We start from the raw sequence: 16,696 nt of genomic DNA on the forward strand, positions 1-16,696 counted from the left end.
ACCGACTTCGTCTTCTTGTTCCGTCGCTCTGCGGCGGAACAACGTCGCAGCCGATATTCGTGGGCGGCAGACGTCTCGTCTGCCCCTGCAGCAGCACACCCCGCAAAACGTCTTTCCCGCGAAAACAGGAATCCATCTTCTCTTGTGTTGGCACGTCTCGGGGAGACGTGCCCTACAGCGTCGGGACCACGGGTCCCGACCTACGAAGATTATTGTGAGCTTGTAGGGAATGTGAGACGAGTTGGTTACCTTTTGGATGGGTTCACGTCAATACAGCACGAGAAGCAAACCGGCCGGGATCGCAGGGATCCCCGGCCTTCGGGGACTGTGTTACTCATGTACCCGGTTTAATCTGTTACCCATCTACACGGTTTGTACAATTATCTCCCACCCGTGGACGGGTGGGCCACCAGCCAACGCGGTTGAATTCTTCGCGAGGTCATTTACCGGAGTCATATATGGGAGATGCCGCGGTTGTAAAAGTCAGGATGAGATGTCCGCAGTCCACCATCATCAATATCCTGTGTTTCTGTCGTATTTTAATCGCCGTTGTGTTCATCTCTAGTTAGAAGCGATTGACATCGTCGATGGTTAGACCTATTTTTTTGATGCAAACCAGACAACTGAATAGAAAAGGCTAGGAGAAGGTATGAGAACATGGATGACGGTACTGGCGGTGTTGATGCTGCCGGTAGCTGCCGTTTTGGCTCAGGAACAGGGACCGTCCGGTGACGCTGCGCTCGGAACGCATTCCTATGACGACTACGACTCGCCCGACAATTGCGGACCGATGTGTCACAACAACATTTATCAGCAATGGCGACGCGCCATGATGTCGCAGTCGTACACCCATCATTGGGACGAAATCGAGTATTTCGTTTTAGCACTGCCGCACGCTGAGAAAGTCGAGAAGGTCTCGGGGGTGAAAACCGGCTGTAACGGTTGTCATGCCCCGCTGGCTTTTTTTGCGGGCGATATTCCACCGAAACGACCGGCAGAAGGAACACGCGCCAATGAGGGGGTGTCGTGCGAAATTTGCCATACGGCGATCGGCTTCGAGGGAGACACGCCGTATAACTTCAATTTCATATCTTCCCCCGGAGAAATCAAGTACGGTCCCCGCAAGGGAGACCTTTCCCCGGCACACAGCATGACCAAATCCGATTTCCACGGTTCGGCCGAGTTCTGCGGCACCTGCCATAACGAACAGAGTCCCTTTGGCGCCTGGGTCAAGGCCACTCATCTCGAATGGAAAGAAGGTCCCTACGCGGCCGAGGGGGTAATCTGTCAGGACTGCCACATGACTTATGCGCCGGGCACTTCAGCCGAGGGGGGAACTGAGTACGCCGATGTTCGTCAGCATACCTTCCACGGTGCTCATAATGCTGATAAACTTCGCGGGGCGGTCGAGTTAGGTGTTTATCCGGATGAGAACGAAGTCAAGGCGGGCGGTACCGTGACGTTTACGGTGACGTTGTTCAACCAGAAACCGGGGCACAAATTCCCGACCGGTTCGGTCGAAGACCGCATTCTCTGGTTGCATGTCGAAGCCCGTGATGCAGCCGGTAAAGTATATCATCTGCCGGTCGATCCCAAGGGATTCGAGGGTGAGGGGTACACCATTGCGGCCGATGTTAAAGCCTACCAGGATATGGCGGTTCCGCTGGACAAGCCCGATTTCGAGGGCGTTGCCCGTGACGGCATCCCAGTCGGCGACCGGATTTTCCGTATGGCCTATCTCGATCCGGAAGGACGAATGACTATCCAGCAATGGAATACTGCCTCATTCGGTCCTGATTATCGTTTCGCACCGCGAGAAACGAAACTGGAGCATTTCACCTTCAAAGTCCCCGAGGATGCCGCTCCGGGAACGTTAACCGTTACGGCCGTGCTGAACTATCAGAAACTAGTCAAGCCGGTTGCGGATTTTCTGAATGTGCCGGATGACGAAGCCGCGATCGTGGTGGTGAACGACGAGACGGCCACCGTGGCAATAAAACCGTAAGTTATATATAGCTCTCGACATAAAACCATAAAGCGCGCCGGGTTCTGAAACTCGGCGCGCTTTTGTTTGCGTTATTTTATGAGTTCACCGGCGACTATTGCAGGCCCTTGACCCACAGATAGGTCAGGTGAAGATGAACCGGTTGATAATACAGCACGCCCACTACTTTGCTGCGAACGATCCCGGTTATGATATGACCGTAGTTGGGATCATCGTACTGTATGCCGTAATGATCGTAAAACATGATCGTGTCCGGAGCGGGGGTGACCGAGCCGAGAGTGGCGGCATATTCGCTCAGTTTGATATATTTCTCGCCGCTCAGGTCCTCCGACAGGAAGAAAGTCGCATTGACGCTGTCGACTTCATAGTTGATGGTATAAACCTGATCCAGTCCCTCGACTCCCATAAAATTCTTCGGGTAATACTGGTAGGAAGGTTTGATTTGCCAGCGCATCGGGAAGAGTAAAAAGAAACCGGGGAAGTCTCCTTCGGGCATACGTGATACCAGTTCCTGGGCCAGCAGGGTGCGCTCGGCAAGAGCGGCCGAGTCCGACTCCAGAGCCGAAAGCGTTAGCACGAACTCGCCGTTGACCACGCTCTGGGTCACCCCCACGGCATACGCCTCGATTCCAATCGGCTGGGTTTCGATTCCATCCGGGCGATACACCGAATAGGCTCCGAAAGCATCCTCGATCGACGGATACTGGGTCAGTTCCACCGAGATATCCGTGTTCCCTGCCCGATAGCGTGTCGCCGCCAGTCCCAATGGTCTGAATTTTTCGATATCATCGTAACCGGTGCCAAAGAACTCGGCCAGTTGTTCTTGCGGTACCGTTCGGACGCTGTCCACCCGATGGATATCAAAGGAGGGAACGCTTTCAATGAAGTAAGCGGCGGCCGTGAATGGTTTTTGAGGGACCGGTTGCGGTTGATCGCTGCTGCATTGGACTAAGATCGCGACGAAGACGATCAGAAGTGTCGCCGAAGAAAGACGTTTCATTGGTTTTCTCATCTGATATAGAGGACGATAAAGACAGTCACCAGCCATAGCACGACATCGATCAGCATCGGTTTGTCCGAAGTCAGCACCCGTGTCGGCGAACCGCCTTCATCTTTCTTGTGAATCAAGTATAAGTAACGGAAAATGCCGTAAATTACGAACGGGATAGTAATGAACAGATTTTCGGTGCCAAGTTTGCTTGAGACTTCGGCCGAGAAAGTGTAGAGCATGTAGACCACCAGCACCGAAGGTGTCACGACACCGATCAACTGATCAAGCAGGTATTGCGAGTAATGATCCAGAATCCGGCGATGTGATTTGGCTTCTCCCTCGAGCAATCCCAGCTCGTGCCGACGTTTTCCGAAACCGAGAAATAAAGCCAGCAGAAGAGTGTTGATTAAAAGCCATTTGGAGGCGACAACATCGATCGCAAAAGCTCCGGCATAGGCTCGCAGCACGAATCCGATAGCGATGGCCATGACGTCGGCAATAACGACATTCTTGAGCCAGAAACTGTACAACACGTTAAGAACGAAATAGGCGCAGGAAATCAGGAAGAATCCCAGGTTGATAAACCAGGCGGCCGTCAATCCGATGACTACCAGCAGGATCAGCATTACCGCTGCGACTGATACCGGTACGGTACCGGATGCTATCGGACGGGTTTTCTTGCGTGGGTGGAGGCGGTCTTTGTTGCGGTCAACGATATCGTTCAGGGTATAAACGGCCGAGGAGAGCATACAGAAAATAGCCACTGCCAGAAACGACAGTTCCAACTGTCCCGGCACGGTCGCCTGACCGGCAAAAATAACGGCGGCCAGAACGACACCGTTTTTAATCCAATGCCGGGGACGGGCCAGTTTGATCAGTTCCAGGAACATACTTAACGATAAGTCTCCGTTGGGACAGGTTCAAGCTCTAATTCTCGAACGGCAACGCTTTGCTAATATCCTCATAAAAGGCGTTGAAGAAACGGACCGCCTGTTCGGAAGCGGCGTCGATATCGCCGTCCGGTACCGACAGGTTGAGTCGTATGAAAGCGGCGTCGGTCGGTTGCATACGCAAGGAAGTTTTAACCAGGTCCCATTTGACCTCGAATTCGTTGGTGATCGTTCCGCCTCTTGTCTGAAACCAGTAAAACATTAGCTCTTCGCGGTCGCCCTCGATTATTCTCAAGCGGTTGATTCTTTTAATCTCGCCGGTCGGCAACGGCAGATCGAAGGTTTCTTGTTTCTCAATTCTCCAACCGCCGCCGGGGAGGCAATGTTTCGGCGAATGTATCTGGCTGCCGTACTTCTGTGATCCGAAATAAGATACGAAAAGCCAGATTCTTCCGGCGCCGTTGCCGTGATAGAGTCTGAGCGTGGTCGTGTCGGCCTGGAGGACATCATAGCTGCGATCTCCAAACCAGTATTCTTCACCGCTATAACCGTCCTTCTCGAACGGAATCCGAGTAAAATCGGGCGGTCGGTCCGGTTGGTGCTCGGCATAGCGTAAATAATTGCCAAAGGCTCCCCCACAGAGGATAATCAGAGCGCTGATCAGTATAGCTCGTTTCATCGCAGCAGCCTCCTCAGTATGGCTGATTCGAAGAACAGCACCATGAGCGCCACCAGGAAGACAATCAGGCCGAGAATCGAATGGGCCGGCTCCGATACTACATCGAATCCACCCGTATACGCCAAAACCGAAGTTACCAGCACGCGGACCACGTTCGAGAAAATAGCAATCGGTATAGTCGAAACGAACAGGATCCATTTACCGGGGGTGCGCTGATTCGAAAGCCAGGCGTACAAGGCACCCAGCGCCAGCAATGAGATAAGGGAGCGCATCCCGGAGCAGGCTTCGGCGACTTCGAGGGAGGTGTCGGCCAGATGGATGATATTCCCCTGGCGGATAGCCCCGGCTCCCATGAAGTTAAGCACTGCCACGGTTATTTTGGAGGAAAGAAGCTGCATCGGGAAAGTGATCGCGTAATAAATAACATACGGGATCGGGATCATAAACAGGAGAAACGTGAGCTCGAACCATGCCCGGCGAATGAACTCATATCCCCAAAGATACCAGAGCAATCCAAACAGGGTCAATATCAATGAGAACCTGATAGTGAAATACTCCGCGGCCCCGTTGGCCAGCACGAACAGCAGCGCCCCGCCGATGATCATCGCCAGTCCGATCGGAGCTCCGGGTGAAAGGGTGCGGGGAAGCGTATCCCGTTTGGACCAGAGCAGCCAGGCCGACACCACCGGCACCAGGAAACCGTGAGAGTAATTCGGGTCCTGCCACCAGTCGCTTACCAGATCGATCAGGGCGGGCAGATAAACCGCCGCCAGCAGGCCGAACGGCAGCCAGAACAGCCCCGGCAGTCGTAACGCCGGTTCTGATTTCGTGTTGTTCTCGATATTCATGATACTCTCTTTAAGAGGGTATCGGAAGCCTAAGCAATCGGCTGAAACCGGTCAACTATGAATTGCTTGATTTATTGTTTGTACACCAGGCGAATTTGCATATACTTGGCGCGTGATCCGAAAACGACGTCAGAAAACAAAGCGCGTGCATCTGGTTCTGCTGGTCAACGAGAAGGCACATAATTATGATGCCAGACTGGTCGATCAATTGGTAACCATGATCAAGGCTGCCGAGGGCAATTATTCGGTTCTTCGGCCGGGTTCGGCTCAGGAATTGGCCGACGCCGCCCGAGCAGCCTGTGGTCTGCGACGCCCCGGCCGTCTCCTCCCGGCTCAATTTGCCAAGCGGGGACCGGTGACCGGACTGGTCGCCTGTGGCGGCGACGGTACTTTCAACCTCATAGCTCGCGCGGCACTTCGTACCGAACTGCCGGTCGGAGTTATCCCGATGGGGCGTTTCAATAATATCGCTCGATCCCTCTATAAGGTCTGTGATCATAGTCTATGCTTTGATAAGATCATGGAACGGACTTATCGTATGATCGATGTCGGCATGGTGGCGGGACAGCCGTTTTTCGGAGCGCTCGGATTTGGATTCACGAAGGAGTTGCTGCTGGAACTGGAAAACCGCAAACAGCCCTGGACGAGTATCGGCTGGTCACGACTGGCGTCCACAGCCGCCAAGGCTGTCAAGCGGCGGAAAACAGTGATAACTATCGATGCCTTCCGAGTCGAGCTTACTCCCGCAATTCTCAACATTCATTTATTGCCGTATGCGCTGGGACTGCCCTGGTCGCAGGCCTCGATTCCCGACGATGGCCTCGCTGAGGTGATTTTCGATGTCAACGCGACCGACAAAGAACAGGCAACTCTTATCTCAGGACTGAGTAGAAATAAGTACGTATATGGCACCGGCATCCGGCTCTATCGCGGCCAGAATGTCATGTTGCAACCAACTCGGGACCGGTTGATGTACCTGGACGGCGAGTTGATCGAGGTTCCCTCGAACCTGCTCGACATCCAGGTACATCAGCAGAAGTTGAAAGTGTTTTTATAAGTCGTGCGCACAATTTTCCGGCTGATCTGTGTATTTCTTTTATTCGGTGTTACGGCGGTTATCGCGGCCGATGAGGAACCACTTGACTCCGTTCCTATACCGGAGGATACGGTCCAGGTTGTTCCGGAACCGGAGGACAGTGTCGTTGTCCCGGAAATTCTCAAGGATACCACGATGTATCTGCCGGGAACGGCGCTGCTGGGTTATTTGGATGTAACCGATTCGGTTGATCTGGAACAACATCTGCCGCAGAAACCAATGACCGCCCTGCTTAAATCGATGGTGGTTCCCGGTTGGGGTCAGCTTGGCAATAAGCGCTATTTCAAAGCGGCGCTTTATGCCGGCCTTGATGCCTTGTTTATCGTGCGAGCGGTTAACTATCGTAAAGAAGCCAGAGATTTTTACGATCTTTACCAAGCGGCCGACTCGATCGATGAGCGCAATGTTTATTACGCCGATTACGACAACCGCCGTACGCGACGCAACAAAGCCACCTGGTTTGCCGTGATCGTTACTTTCCTGGCCACATTCGACGCTTATGTCGATGCGCACCTCGCGGGTTTTCCGACAGAGGCCGATGAAAAGGCGCTCTCGTTCGAGGTTGAGCCCGATATGGAGGGTGGGATCAGCGCCCGCCTGACCTGGCAGTTTTAGTCGCGCAACACGAACTGCTTGATATCCAGCCCGTAATTCTCAGGATCGATATAACGGAGGATTTTACGATCGCGGTATTGCGGTTGTGATAAGTCCGCCCAGACTGCCGCATCGCGCAGGCCGTCGCGGTCGCCGACAATTTTGACGTAAGGTCGTGAGCGGTCCGCCTCATTGGTGGTCAAAACCAGAGCGATCTCGTCACTGCTGAGCAGGACCAGCGAACCGGCCGGGTAAACACCGACGACGTTGGTGAAAATCTTGAGCAGGAACGGATCGAATTTGTTTTTCATCTGGAAATGCATTTTACGCAGCGCTTCGTCCGGGGAGCCGTCTCCCTTGAGATAAACTCGTCCCGAGGAGAGGGCATCAAAGGTGTCGGCGATGGCAATGATGCGTGAAAACAGATTCAGGCGGCGTTTCCGATAACGAAGCACCGGATAACCCTGAAACTCGTTGGTAATATGATGCTCGAAGGCGCCGCGCGCTGCACGGGCGGTGTGGGTATCCAGTTTCATGTTGCGCAGGATGGTTTTAGTCCCGAGCAGCGGATGGCGCTGCATTTGTATCCAGTCGTCTTCATTGAACGACTCCGGTTTCTTGACCAGGTCCTGCGGCAGTTTGACCTTGCCGATATCGTGAAACAAGGCCGAGAAACCGAGCTGAGAGAGTCGTGGGCGATCCATCCCGAGCCGTATCCCGAGCGTCAGTGAATAGACGCAAACATTGGTCGAATGGGCGTAAGTGTAGTCGTCGAAATTTTTGATTGCAGTCAGCTCCAGCATCGAGGCTTCGTCTTTGACGATATGGTCGATCAGGGAATGCACCACCCGCTTGGTTTTGGAGACGTTCACCTCGCGGTCTTCGTTGGTGCGTGAAACCGCTTCCTGGACGACATCGATGGCGTGGAAAAACGTCTTACGAGCCGCCGACCGGAACTGCATGCGGACTTCCTGCATCGAATCATTTCCGGCCAGCATCCTGGCCGTTAGTAAATTGATGCCGGGGATGTCGGTCTGTTTGAGACGCTCGGATAGTTCTTCGACATTGTCGCGATCGGGACGAATCATCGAAAGGAACTTGAACAACAGCTCGATTTTGTCGATCCCGATCTCTTCAAGGAACTCGATCCCGCCAAGTCCGACTTTGTCCCATTCCGCTATGACGGCGGCTGCGCCGGAGAGGCCCTGGTCATCGAACCGCACCATTTTCTCGTCGACGAAATAGCGGCCGTTGATGACCTTGAGACTCACTTCACCGGATTGCTTCAACAGCACACCCAGGTGTTTATGGAAAGTCTCCGCCTGGCGTTTGAAAGTAGGATTGTTCGGTTCCAGGATACGGGCATTTTTATAGAGAACGAAAAAGCTGTTAAGCAGGTCGGTTTCCAACTTGCCGCCGACGATCCGTTCCAGTTGTTGAGTGGCGCTGTCCATCATTCACTCCCGAATACGATTTCACGCCGGTGCTGAATCGCAGCCGCGGCCCGGCGACGGATGTCGGGACGCCAACTGCCGCCCAGTTTGATCAATGTTTTTTGCGCCCGGTCACCGGGGTTGTGGCAGAGAGCCTCGAAAGCCGCTTCGCGATAGAAAGCCAGTCCGGAGTCGCGGAAGAGATTATATTTCTTGATCAACTGCATCAGATATCCCACCGCGGCATCGGAACCGAGAACCGAGAAAGCGTTAAGCAGCATTTGTTGTTCGTCCGGATTCAGGGCAGGGAACTGGTCGTCGTTGATGATTTCACTGATTACCTCGAACGCCGCCGTTCCGCGACGTTTGACGATGGCCTGGACTGCCTCACGGCGAATTTGCGCATCGGGGTCATCGACCAACTGTCGCAGGAGTTCTAAAGCCTCCTCGTGCGGTGAGGTAATCAGGGCGTTGACCAGTTCCCGGCGTACTTCCAGAGCATCATGGTGAAGCACCCGTTCGAGATACTTGAGCGCTTTGCGATCCTGAATGCGTCCCAGGATCGAGACGGCGTTGCAAACCACATTGTGGCGCTTGTCGAAAATTCCCCTGGATATTATTTCGAGATTGTTGCTGCCGCGTGCGGTCAAGTAATCCTTAAGCGCTTCACGATGTACGCTGTGCTCGAACTCACCGAGCAGATCGGTGATATTGCCCAGTGATTCCCAGCCGAAGCAATCGAGATATCTCTTGATCTCGGCTACGCCGACCTGTTGGTGATTGTTGAGAGAATTGGCCAGAATCATCAGGCGATCACGACTTCCGGCGGTGGTGACGGCATCCTTGAGGCGTTCGGCCCACAGTCCGCGATCGTTGCGGAGCTGGTTTTCGAGGTCCTGCATGTAGATCAGCAGTTGGCCGGCTTCTATCAGACGAGCCCGACCGATAAACTCGGTGAGGACTTTTTCGGCGATCGTGACCGACTCGTAGAAATCGTTCATCTCCGCTTCCTGGAGGAGCATTTCCTTGACGATTTCGAGGGTCGATTCATACTCGTCGAACTCGGCGTCCTCGTTGAGCAACTCGCGGATTGTGGCCTCGTCCTCTTCGCTGGCACGGTATTCCTTGTTCAGGATCAGTCGCGTATCCGGTTCGGAACCGGCAGTTGTTTTGGCCGCGGGTTTTTCCTCGGCGCCCATCGTCTCGGCCAGGTCGTTGAGGAACCGGGCCGCCGCCGAGGAGTCATCGACTACTTCGTAATCGCTAATTGGAGCGGCGAAGGTCGCCACGGCCGATCCTGCCGGTACGCCTCGACCGGACATCTGTCCGGCGACGTTGGGCGTGGGGGAGGAGTCATCGAAAGTTATTTCGCCATGTTCGAGACCGCTGTCGTATTCGGCTGAGCCGTCGTGGCTGAAAATGGCGTCGTAGCTGTCCGCCTGTTCGAAACCGAATACGGCTTCGGCCTGACGACGCTGTTTTTTCTCCTTGAGATACTCCTGAATCTGGAAGCCGTCGTCGTAGTCGGCCAGGGCGACATCCTCGACCGTCTGAAAACCGAAACGCGAGAGCTCCGCCTCCCAGAGCATGGTCGGCAGGTCCAGCTCCCGCCCCGGACTGTTCATGTAGGTTTTAACGGCCGCGAGGAGCTTGTAGACTTCGTCAACATCCAGACCGTCGCGGAAGACAATCGTGGTCAGGCCGGCCTCGAAAAACATCCCGGCGAGGCGTTCTTCCTTGCCGCGATCCTCGAACATGATCTCCCCCTGATAGCGGACGACATCGCGGTCGATATCGAATTCGAGATCGCCGAATGTTTCCACCACCGCTACCAGCCGCTCGGAGAACGATTGTTTCAACGACTGCGGCAGGGGATTGTCCTCGGGATAGGTCGAGACGACCTTAATCACCTTCAGCAGGTCTTTGAGGATGAACCCGATCTCTTTGAGTCGAGCTTTTTTCTGGGCGTCTTCGCTCATATCTGCACTCAAAACTCCTCTTCATCTATAGATCGGCAGAAAAACAGGCCTGCTTAAGGGTTTTTGGGGAGAGGGGGGGCAATTGAAACACTTGATCTACGACGATCGGGTGGTATCTTACGTCTGTATTCAAAGGGTCAGGTTGCATTGGGGACGTGAAATGAGACACGGGATCGCCGTTTGGTCCGGGTATGTGTGGCCCGAGGCTTGCCTCGGGTTTCCAGAACGCAGACAGGTGAAAGATGCCGCGACTGCGACACTATGATCATCTCGGTACAGCGAGGTTCGTGACCTTCTGCTGCTACCACCGCTATCGTTTGTTAACCCGCCCGGAAGACATTCGACTGTTGCTTGATATCATCGGCTCGCGGTGTCGAGAACGATTGATTCAGTTGGTCGGGTATGACATAATGCCCGAGCACGTGCACTTGGTGCTGGTGCCGGAAGACACGGTCGAGATCGGTCGTTTTGTGGGGGAGTTGAAGTCGCATTCCGCCCGACGCATCCTGGAAAGATGGAGGTCTCGGGGACGGGGTATCCCCGAGGCCCTCAAGATAGAGGGCAAATCGGGGACTTCTTATCGCTTCTGGCAGGCGCGATGTTACGATCACAATTGCCGATCGCCCGAGACGGTTCGAGAGAAGATTCGTTATTGTCACAACAACCCCGTGAAACGCGGCTTAGCAACAGAACCGGGAGCGTGGCCCTGGTCGAGTTACCGCTGGTATCATGGATTGGACGGAGTGGAGTTGGAGATTGATGACTTCGGCCTATGTTGAAAATCCCACTGGAAACCCGGGGCAAGCCCCGGGCCACCCGACCGGACGAGTGGGGAATTTGGTTCGACGCTGGTGGTGCGGATCTGCTGATTTGGGATGAGTATCCGCTTGAACAGTCCAACAAAGGTGCATATCTTGATAATAGTGCGATTTCTGATCAAAGGGGAAATGGGAGATGAGAAAACTCAGAAATATCCGACATGTCCTGACGATACTACTGTTGTTCGCATGTTCCATAGCGGCGGACAGCCTCGTATCAGATGCTTCAAAGGAAAGCATCGATTCCAGACAACAAGCAATTGAAAGAGCCAAGTCTGTTACCGGGATTAACCTGAAGCAGTCGCCCGGGCTCGCGGTGTCTGAAGAACGAGTTTCGAGCGTTTTGTACAGCGACTCTTCGTTGATCGGCACCACCGTGATCTCGGGCGGCGGAGCTGTCTGGAGAGTCGAGATGGAGGGATTACTCTTCAATCTGAACTCTCCGAATCCTGAGTTCCCAAAGAACGCAACGGTCTATATTGATTCGGCGACAGGGGCGTTTCTTAAAGCAGAGTTGGTCCGCTCCGATTGTAAGAACGCCTCTGCTATGAGTGTAGATTCGTCTAGTGTTAGGGCGCAGATGACAATGTTCAAGGAAGCATTTCTCGGTGTCCCGGACCAAGCACCGGCTCTGTCTCTGATACAAGCCTTAGGCCAGGATAGGTTCTATCCGCTTGAGGCCCGCAAGGTTGAGGCTTGGTACGTTGTGTATTCCCTCGATACGTTGGATGCTCGACCGGCCTGGGTAATTTGTATGCTGGGAATGCCGCCGATAGGCCGCATCTCGCCACCGTTTCGGACAGACAAAAGAATCGTGGTTGATGCGACGACGGGCCGAGGGCTACTCGGGTTCTTCTATGGTGGGCAGGACAGCACCATCGTGACCAAAGACAGTTCTGACGAGTAGGTTACATAGGGGGCGTTGTTCTGCTTTTCGGTTGCTGTAAACTTGATCTATGACGATCGGGCGTTGTCTTGCGTCTGTATTCAAAGGGTCAGGTTGAATCGGGGAGGTGAAATGAGACACGGGATCGCCGTTTGGTCCGGGTATGGGTGGCCCGAGGCGCTGGGATAGTTGGAAAATACATATGCGCAGATATTCTGCAAACTATATCCATAATGCGGGCGCCACAAGGCCGCCCGATACGCGAGGTTAGGATTCTTTAGCGCGTAGCGGCGGGGCTTGTCTCCGCCGCGATTGTGGTTTTTCAATAAACCCGTAAGGCTCCGCTTTCCGACGATTGAGCCATGCCACCCGTCGAATTCAACCTTTCAGGAATCGGCCGGGATCGCGGGGATCCCGGCCTGCGATTCTTCGGAGTCCCTTACTTCTGAACGGATGGACCACCGGATATTGGCGGAACCGTTTCCCATAGCCACATACTTCCACCTGTGGACGAGTGGGCCACCGGACCAGGGAAGTAACCGCACCAGACTAATCAAAGGCAGAGACACCCGACCACACATGTTGGCGCAACGAAGCAGAAGCCGGGGCAGACGTCTGCCGCCCACAAGAACCTCCGTAGCCCCGGGCCACCCTTTTACCTGCGCCGAAGGATGAGGTTAAACAAGTCTATACCGCCAAAGCGAAAAAGCCCGCCGGTGGGTTGCCGGCGGGCTTTGTTGCAGTCTGTTTGATCCCTACAGAAGTTCTATCTTCTGACGGCCACGCTTGACTTTTCGCGTGGCGTTGCGGGCATCGAACACCGCCTTGGAATGATCCACCACCCATTGATAATCATAGCTGCTGTGATTGGTCAGGATAACCGTCAGATCAGCCTTCTTCATCATTGCTTCGGTCAACGGCCTGGAGGTGTGTTTGGTATGATTCCAGTCGATGGTATGGACGTAGGGATCGTTATATTGGATCCTGGCTCCCTTGTCAGCCAGCAGTTTGATCACATCGAGCGCCGGAGATTCACGGGTGTCCTTGATGTCCGGTTTGTAGGCGACACCCAGCACCACGATGGTCGACTTGTTAATAGAGCGGGCAAAGCGCTCGTTGAGCATGCGGCTGACCCGTTCCACCACCCATTCCGGCATGTGACTGTTAATATCGCCGGCCAGCTCGATAAAGCGGGCATAATAATTCAACGACTTGAGCTTCCAGGAAAGGTAATGCGGATCGATCGGAATACAATGCCCCCCCAGACCGGGACCGGGGTAGAAGGGCATAAAGCCGAACGGCTTGGTGGCCGCGGCGTTGATAATCTCCCAGACATCCAGCCCAAGCCGGTCACACATCAGGGCGACTTCGTTCACCAGGCCGATATTGACAGATCGAAACGTATTTTCCAGTAGTTTGACCATTTCTGCCGCCTGAGTCGATGAGACGGCGTAGATGTTCGGGATTGTCTGCTCGTAAAAAACTTTAGCCACTTTAGTACAGGAGGGAGTAATTCCGCCGACGACTCGCGGGGTGTTCTTGGTCGTGTATTTGACGTTGCCGGGATCGACACGCTCCGGCGAGAAAGCCAGGAAGAAATCCTCACCGACCTTCATGCCGCCCTCGGCCAGCAACGGCAGAATCAAGTCCTCGGTCGTGCCGGGGTAAGTGGTCGATTCGAGCACTACCAGAGTGCCCTTCTTGATATACTGCTTGATCGACTCCACGGCCGCCAGAATGTAACTTACGTCCGGATCCTTGGTTTTGGAAAGAGGCGTCGGGACGCAAATCGAGATCGTGTCCATGTCGGCGAACTGCTTGGGATCACTGGTAGCGACGAACCGGCCGGAGTCGACTATCTCCTTGACGACCCCGTCGGAGATATCGTCGATATCGGACTTGCCGCTCATGAGCAGCTTGACCTTGGCGGCGGAAATGTCGTAGCCGGTGACTTTGAACCCGACCTTGGCCAACTCTACCGACAAAGGCAGACCAACATAACCGAGGCCGACTACGCCGACTCGGGCGTTGCGGTCCCTGATCCGCTTGATCAGTTCGTTGTATTTAGTGGGTGTTTTTTCTGTCTTTGGTTTCCTGGCCATGATTGCCTCTCCTGCCGGTTACCCGGTATGCTTTCCGCGGACCTGGTCACGCCAGTAGTCCAGCGTGTCTTTGAGCGTTGTCTTAAGGGTATATCGACTAACAAAACCAACTTCTTGAACCGCTCGTTCGTTGTTTCCTCGTTGAACTGGTACGTCTACCGGGCGGAATCGTTCCCGATCAATCCTGACTTTAATAGAACGTTGAGAGAGATTCAAGAGCTGTTTCAAAATCGATTCTATTTTAACGGCCTTACCGGAACAGAGCTGATAAACTCGTCCCGGTCGGCCCTTGAGCGCCAAACGGCGATAACCGTCCACAATATCGCGGACATCGGACATATCACGTCTCGGTGACAGGTTGCCCACCCGGATGACCGGTTGCTGCCGATCTGCCTCGATCAACGCCACCTGCCGCGCAAACGCCGCCACTACGAAATCAGCCGACTGGCGCGGCCCGCAATGGGCAAAAGAGCGAGCAATCACCACCGGCAAATCATAGCGGGTATGGTAAAAACGACAAGCCTGTTCCGCCAGCGCTTTCGACAGGGCATAAGGAGAAATCGGATTGAGCGGTTGCTCTTCGGTCAGAGTCAGGCTTTTCGGTTTGAAAATTCCGTAACAGTCGGCCGAGGAGACGAACACGAACGTTTTCAGGCGCCGGTCACGTTTGGCCGCCTGGAGCAGGTTGAGAGTTCCCTCGAAATTTACCCGGTAGACCTGTTGTTCGGTCTCGAACGAACGCCAGACCGAAGCCATCGCGGCCAGATGCCAGATATAATCCGGCCTGATTCGGTCGATTGCCCGCTCGCAACGTTCGGTGTTTTGGATATCAAACCGCAGCAGTTCCAGGTCGGACTTGAGATGGGCGATATTGTCCAGCCGTTCGCGGGGGTGGAGTCCGCCGTAAACGCGGAAGCCCTTACTCAGGAGGAGTTCGGCCAGGTGTGATCCGGCAAAACCGGCAATGCCGGTTATGAATCCGATTGGACGAGATCGTGACATAAGGACGGAGTTTTCGCAAGACGTTCCAGGTCGGCATCGACCATCATTTCTACCAGCTCTTTGAATGACACTTCCGGCTCCCAGCCGAGGACGGTGCGGGCCTTGGAGGCATCACCCAGCAGCAGGTCGACTTCGGCCGGGCGCACGAATCTCGGATCGGTAACAACGTAGTCGTGATAGTCCAGATCGACCCGGCCAAAAGCGGCTTCGACGAACTGTTTGACCGAATGCGTCCGGCCGGTGGAGATAACGAAATCCTCGGCCGGGTTGTGCTGAAGCATCAGCCACATCGCCTTGACATAATCACCGGCGTAGCCCCAGTCGCGTTGGGCGTCGAGGTTACCGAGGGCGAGGTTCTCGGTCAGGCCGAGTTTGATTCGGGCGACACCGTCGGTGATCTTGCGCGTCACGAACTCCAGTCCGCGGCGGGGTGATTCATGGTTGAACAGGATGCCGCTACTGGCCGGGATGCCGTAGCTTTCGCGATAGTTGACCGTGATAAAATGGCCGTAGACTTTGGAGACGCCGTACGGCGAGCGGGGATAAAACGGTGTGTTTTCGTTCTGCGGTGTTTCTCGCACACGACCGAACATTTCGGATGAGGAGGCCTGGTAGAAACGGGTTTTGCGGTTAACCAGGCGGATCGCCTCGAGCAGTCTGGTGGCGCCGATCGAGTTGAACTCGGCGGTCAGTACCGGTTGTTGCCAGGAAGTGGGGACGAATGACTGCGCCGCGAGATTGTAGACCTCGTCCGGTTTGTATTCTTCGAGGATGGTAATCAACGAAAGTTGATCGAGCAGATCGGCCTGGGCTAACTCGATGCGACTGCGGATGTGATTGATGCGGTCGAACGACTCGTTCGAGGCGCGACGGACCATGCCGACAACCTCATAGCCTTTATCGAGCAGGAACTCGGCCAGGTACGATCCATCCTGACCGGTAATGCCGGTGATTAATGCACGCATGACATCCTCTCTTCCGTGAGGTTCGGTCGATCCCGGGTGCGGTGGTTCATTACGCACCGCCCCTCAACGGCGGCAATATAGACCCGCCCACATAGCGGGTCAAACATAAACAAAAGGGGATCCCCCGCGATCCCGGTTTGGACAGTTGTGGTGGTTGTCTTGTCATTTCGATGAGACCGGTTTATGGAACCATCCTGCGGCAGTATAGAATGTGATTTCCGCCTAATTGACAGTCCGCCCGGGAGATTCTATATTCTTGGATAATTACACCTATCCCATTGGACCGTTCCGGTCAATCACGATGCGGGAGGGCAGGTGGGGGAGGGGAGTTCTATCATCCAACTGATATCATTGATGGGTGACTTGAGATTGATGGAGTCTCGTAGGGTGGGATCCCTGCGATCCCGC

General features: G+C 54.5%; 14 protein-coding genes. 5 read left to right on the forward strand and 9 right to left on the reverse strand.

Translation table 11 applies throughout. From position 1 onward, the window contains the following. Positions 1-649 precede the first annotated feature (649 nt). Positions 650-2,005: a multiheme c-type cytochrome gene (locus tag PLF13_04840; protein HOP06601.1), complete on the forward strand. Its 1,356-nt coding sequence runs from the start codon at positions 650-652 to the stop codon at positions 2,003-2,005. 94 nt (positions 2,006-2,099) lie between these two features. On the opposite strand, the gene PLF13_04845 is transcribed toward PLF13_04840, so the two are convergent. The 4 genes from PLF13_04845 to PLF13_04860 are packed head-to-tail and all read right to left on the reverse strand — an operon-like array spanning position 2,100 to position 5,413. Further along, on the reverse strand, positions 2,100-3,005 hold the full coding sequence (locus tag PLF13_04845; protein ID HOP06602.1) for a hypothetical protein: 906 nt from the start codon (positions 3,003-3,005) through the stop codon (positions 2,100-2,102). A gap of 8 nt (positions 3,006-3,013) precedes the next feature. Next, complete coding sequence (locus tag PLF13_04850; GenBank protein HOP06603.1) at positions 3,014-3,886, reverse strand: decaprenyl-phosphate phosphoribosyltransferase; 873 nt, start codon at positions 3,884-3,886, stop codon at positions 3,014-3,016. A 37-nt stretch (positions 3,887-3,923) separates the two neighbouring features. Then, a complete protein-coding gene (locus PLF13_04855) occupies positions 3,924-4,565 on the reverse strand; it encodes an EpsI family protein (protein HOP06604.1) in 642 nt (213 codons plus the stop codon). After that, the gene (locus PLF13_04860; protein HOP06605.1) at positions 4,562-5,413 is read right to left on the reverse strand and encodes an exosortase/archaeosortase family protein; all 852 of its coding nucleotides are present in this window, start codon (positions 5,411-5,413) and stop codon (positions 4,562-4,564) included. Before PLF13_04860 ends, PLF13_04855 begins: the two co-directional genes overlap by 4 nt. A 145-nt stretch (positions 5,414-5,558) precedes the next feature. Between PLF13_04860 and PLF13_04865 the strand changes: the two genes are divergently transcribed. Further along, positions 5,559-6,470, forward strand: coding sequence for a diacylglycerol kinase family protein (locus PLF13_04865; protein HOP06606.1), 912 nt, complete (start codon positions 5,559-5,561; stop codon positions 6,468-6,470). A 3-nt stretch (positions 6,471-6,473) separates the two neighbouring features. Next, positions 6,474-7,124, forward strand: a complete 651-nt coding sequence (locus PLF13_04870; GenBank protein ID HOP06607.1) for a DUF5683 domain-containing protein — start codon at positions 6,474-6,476, stop codon at positions 7,122-7,124. Here the strand turns inward: PLF13_04870 and PLF13_04875 are convergent. Together PLF13_04875 and PLF13_04880 are read right to left on the reverse strand one after the other, a co-directional pair. Continuing rightward, positions 7,121-8,560, reverse strand: coding sequence for an HD domain-containing protein (locus tag PLF13_04875; GenBank protein ID HOP06608.1), 1,440 nt, complete (start codon positions 8,558-8,560; stop codon positions 7,121-7,123). The two genes, PLF13_04870 and PLF13_04875, sit on opposite strands and share 4 nt — an antisense overlap. Then, positions 8,557-10,515, reverse strand: coding sequence for a HEAT repeat domain-containing protein (locus PLF13_04880; GenBank protein ID HOP06609.1), 1,959 nt, complete (start codon positions 10,513-10,515; stop codon positions 8,557-8,559). The genes PLF13_04875 and PLF13_04880 overlap by 4 nt, the downstream gene beginning before the upstream one ends. A 242-nt stretch (positions 10,516-10,757) precedes the next feature. Here PLF13_04880 and PLF13_04885 point away from each other — a divergent pair, with 242 nt between their 5' ends. Next, entirely contained in the window at positions 10,758-11,294 is a 537-nt protein-coding gene (locus tag PLF13_04885; GenBank protein HOP06610.1) for a transposase, read from the forward strand. Between the two features lie 175 nt (positions 11,295-11,469). Continuing rightward, the gene (locus PLF13_04890) at positions 11,470-12,240 is read left to right on the forward strand and encodes a hypothetical protein (GenBank protein HOP06611.1); all 771 of its coding nucleotides are present in this window, start codon (positions 11,470-11,472) and stop codon (positions 12,238-12,240) included. A 734-nt stretch (positions 12,241-12,974) separates the two neighbouring features. On the opposite strand, the gene PLF13_04895 is transcribed toward PLF13_04890, so the two are convergent. From PLF13_04895 to gmd, 3 genes are read right to left on the reverse strand one after another with little or no spacing between them, the layout of a single operon-like run. Continuing rightward, the gene (locus PLF13_04895; protein ID HOP06612.1) at positions 12,975-14,321 is read right to left on the reverse strand and encodes a nucleotide sugar dehydrogenase; all 1,347 of its coding nucleotides are present in this window, start codon (positions 14,319-14,321) and stop codon (positions 12,975-12,977) included. An 18-nt stretch (positions 14,322-14,339) separates the two neighbouring features. Further along, positions 14,340-15,323: a GDP-mannose 4,6-dehydratase gene (locus PLF13_04900; GenBank protein ID HOP06613.1), complete on the reverse strand. Its 984-nt coding sequence runs from the start codon at positions 15,321-15,323 to the stop codon at positions 14,340-14,342. Continuing rightward, complete coding sequence (gene gmd, locus PLF13_04905; protein HOP06614.1) at positions 15,293-16,288, reverse strand: GDP-mannose 4,6-dehydratase; 996 nt, start codon at positions 16,286-16,288, stop codon at positions 15,293-15,295. Before gmd ends, PLF13_04900 begins: the two co-directional genes overlap by 31 nt. Positions 16,289-16,696 lie beyond the last annotated feature (408 nt).

It is taken from the genome of Candidatus Zixiibacteriota bacterium (assembly GCA_035380245.1).
Classification (GTDB): Bacteria; Zixibacteria; MSB-5A5; order GN15; family FEB-12; genus DAOSXA01.

What these genes read in the sequence shown, in the direction of transcription:
- PLF13_04850 (HOP06603.1), bottom strand. Translation starts at nt 3,886, where the DNA reads ATGTTCCTGGAACTGATCAAACTGGCCCGTCCCCGGCATTGGATTAAA.
- PLF13_04840 (HOP06601.1), top strand. Translation starts at nt 650, where the DNA reads ATGAGAACATGGATGACGGTACTGGCGGTGTTGATGCTGCCGGTAGCT.
- PLF13_04900 (HOP06613.1), bottom strand. Translation starts at nt 15,323, where the DNA reads ATGTCACGATCTCGTCCAATCGGATTCATAACCGGCATTGCCGGTTTT.
- PLF13_04895 (HOP06612.1), bottom strand. Translation starts at nt 14,321, where the DNA reads ATGGCCAGGAAACCAAAGACAGAAAAAACACCCACTAAATACAACGAA.
- PLF13_04880 (HOP06609.1), bottom strand. Translation starts at nt 10,515, where the DNA reads ATGAGCGAAGACGCCCAGAAAAAAGCTCGACTCAAAGAGATCGGGTTC.
- PLF13_04890 (HOP06611.1), top strand. Translation starts at nt 11,470, where the DNA reads ATGAGAAAACTCAGAAATATCCGACATGTCCTGACGATACTACTGTTG.
- PLF13_04855 (HOP06604.1), bottom strand. Translation starts at nt 4,565, where the DNA reads ATGAAACGAGCTATACTGATCAGCGCTCTGATTATCCTCTGTGGGGGA.
- PLF13_04885 (HOP06610.1), top strand. Translation starts at nt 10,758, where the DNA reads ATGCCGCGACTGCGACACTATGATCATCTCGGTACAGCGAGGTTCGTG.
- PLF13_04845 (HOP06602.1), bottom strand. Translation starts at nt 3,005, where the DNA reads ATGAAACGTCTTTCTTCGGCGACACTTCTGATCGTCTTCGTCGCGATC.
- PLF13_04860 (HOP06605.1), bottom strand. Translation starts at nt 5,413, where the DNA reads ATGAATATCGAGAACAACACGAAATCAGAACCGGCGTTACGACTGCCG.
- gmd (HOP06614.1), bottom strand. Translation starts at nt 16,288, where the DNA reads ATGCGTGCATTAATCACCGGCATTACCGGTCAGGATGGATCGTACCTG.
- PLF13_04875 (HOP06608.1), bottom strand. Translation starts at nt 8,560, where the DNA reads ATGATGGACAGCGCCACTCAACAACTGGAACGGATCGTCGGCGGCAAG.